The following is a 1,699-nucleotide window of genomic DNA, read 5'->3' as shown; positions in this document are numbered from 1 at the left end:
CCAACAAAGGAGGCCACTGAAAAAGTCCAAATCTTATAAACAGGATACCTTACCTCCATTTCGAGGAAAGGTATCCTGTTTTCCTGTATAATAAAGTTATTAATTTCAGGTGGTGTCTCGGATGATTTCAAACCAACAATCCCTTAACATTAGTCCATTTATGGCCATTTACGATATCGTAGTGCCTAAAGATAATATGTTGCGTCAAATTAATGAACTCGTAGATTTTTCTTTTGTCCAAGAAGAATTACAGAATAAATATTGTCTGGACAACGGTCGGAATGCAGTGCCACCTATTCGTATGTTTAAATACCTACTGCTAAAATCAATCTTTGATTTATCCGATGTGGATATCGTAGAACGATCTAAATATGACATGTCCTTTAAGTATTTCTTGGATATGGCGCCAGAAGATGGGGTCATTAATTCGAGTTCATTAACAAAGTTTCGCAAGCTTCGTTTGAAGGATATCAACCTGCTTGATCTTCTTATTCAAAAAACAGTGGGAATCGCATTAGAAAAAGAAATTATAAAAAGCAGTGCCATTATTGTAGACGCCACACACACGAAAGCACGATTCAACCAGAAATCCCCTCAAGAGATCTTGATGGAGAAATCTAAACTGCTACGAAAGGCAGTTTATCAAATCGATGAAAAAATGAAAGAAAAATTCCCAGCAAAAACAGCGGCAAACGAATTGACAGATGAGCTGGACTACTGCCGAAAAGTCATTCATATCGTCGAAAAAGAAGAAACGATACGCGAATACCCAAAAATAAAAGAAAAGCTGAACTATTTAAAAGAGATTGTAGAAGATCACCATGAGCACCTTAAATCCTCGAATGATCCTGATGCACGCATGGGTCACAAAACAGCCGACTCCTCTTTCTTTGGTTATAAAACACATATTGCGATGAATGAAGAACGTATTATTACAGCTGCGGTAATTACTACTGGTGAAAAAAGTGATGGGAAACAGCTCCAATCATTGATTGAAAAAAGCCGTGAAACAGGAATGGAAATCGATACAGTGATTGGTGATACTGCATATTCGGAAAAAGATAATATTCAGTACGCAAATCAAAATGAGTTACAATTGGTAGCTAAATTAAATCCCAATATTACGCAAGGTATTCGTAAAAAGGAGGATGAATTTGAGTTCAATAAGGATGCTTCAATGTACGTGTGTAAAGCAGGACATATGGCGATTAGCAAAGCGCGCACAGGGAAGAAAGGTATCAATGAAAACCAAAAGGATACCTACTTGTTTGATATTGAAAAATGCAAATTATGCTCGATGAGAAATGGATGTTATAAAGAAGGAGCGAAAAGTAAAACCTATTCCGTAACTATCAAATCCACAGAACATAAGGAACAAGAAGTATTTCAAAACAGCGATGATTTCAAAGAGAAATCGAAAGAGCGTTATAAAATCGAGGCGAAAAATAGTGAACTCAAACACAGACACGGGTATGATGTGGCATCTTCTTCCGGTTTAATTGGCATGCACATGCAAGGTGCTATGACGATATTTTCTGTTAATCTCAAGCGAATCATTACACTTATGAAAGAATCAAAATAAAAGAATAAAGAGGAAGGCGATATTCCATTCGAAATTGAACGGAATATCGCCTTTTTGATTTGAAGCATGCCTTCAATTAATTAAAAGCGCAAGTTTTTCAGTGGCCTCCAACAAAGG

Annotated in this window: 1 protein-coding gene; it reads left to right on the top strand. The window is 36.7% G+C overall.

Translation table 11 applies throughout. The annotated features are described in order from the left end of the window. The first annotated feature begins 121 nt into the window (after window positions 1-121). Window positions 122-1,582 carry an IS1182 family transposase gene (locus BK127_RS42100; RefSeq protein WP_076238573.1) on the top strand — a complete coding sequence of 487 codons (1,461 nt, stop codon included), beginning with the start codon at window positions 122-124 and terminating at the stop codon, window positions 1,580-1,582. Window positions 1,583-1,699: the final 117 nt, after the last annotated feature.

Source organism: Paenibacillus sp. FSL H7-0331 (assembly GCF_001956045.1).
The sequence above is the reverse complement of the archived record's forward strand: the minus strand, read 5'-3'. Positions and strand labels throughout refer to the sequence as shown.